The sequence below is a fragment of the Bacillus cereus group sp. N31 genome (assembly GCF_016483245.1).
GTDB lineage: Bacteria > Bacillota > Bacilli > Bacillales > Bacillaceae_G > Bacillus_A > Bacillus_A toyonensis.
The window spans coordinates 1-340 of record NZ_JAEHCH010000093.1; the positions used below are offsets into that span (position 1 = coordinate 1).

Genomic DNA, 340 nt, shown 5'->3' on the forward strand with positions numbered 1-340 from the left:
TAACAACGCAACAGATCGTCCAAGCTCGATTAAAGTAGACTTACTACAAAACGGTAAAGTAGTAGATACAAAAGAAGCAACAGCGGCAACAAACTGGAAATATGCATTTGCGGATGTAGAAGCATATGACGCAAATGGAGTAGCATACAAGTACGAAGTGAAGGAACAGCCAGTAGCGGGATACCAATCTGACGTACACGGTTATGACATCACAAATACAAAAGTAGGCGAAACAAAAGTAGAAGGAACGAAAACATGGAAAGACGATAACAACGCAACAGATCGTCCAAGCTCGATCAAAGTAGACTTACTACAAAACGGTAAAGTAGTAGATACAAAA

Annotated in this window: 1 protein-coding gene; it reads left to right on the forward strand. The window is 40.0% G+C overall.

Going from position 1 to position 340, the window contains the following annotated elements; translation table 11 throughout:
* Window positions 1-340: Cna B-type domain-containing protein (locus JDS81_RS29900; RefSeq protein ID WP_199688698.1), on the forward strand; the 340-nt coding region annotated here is incomplete at both ends.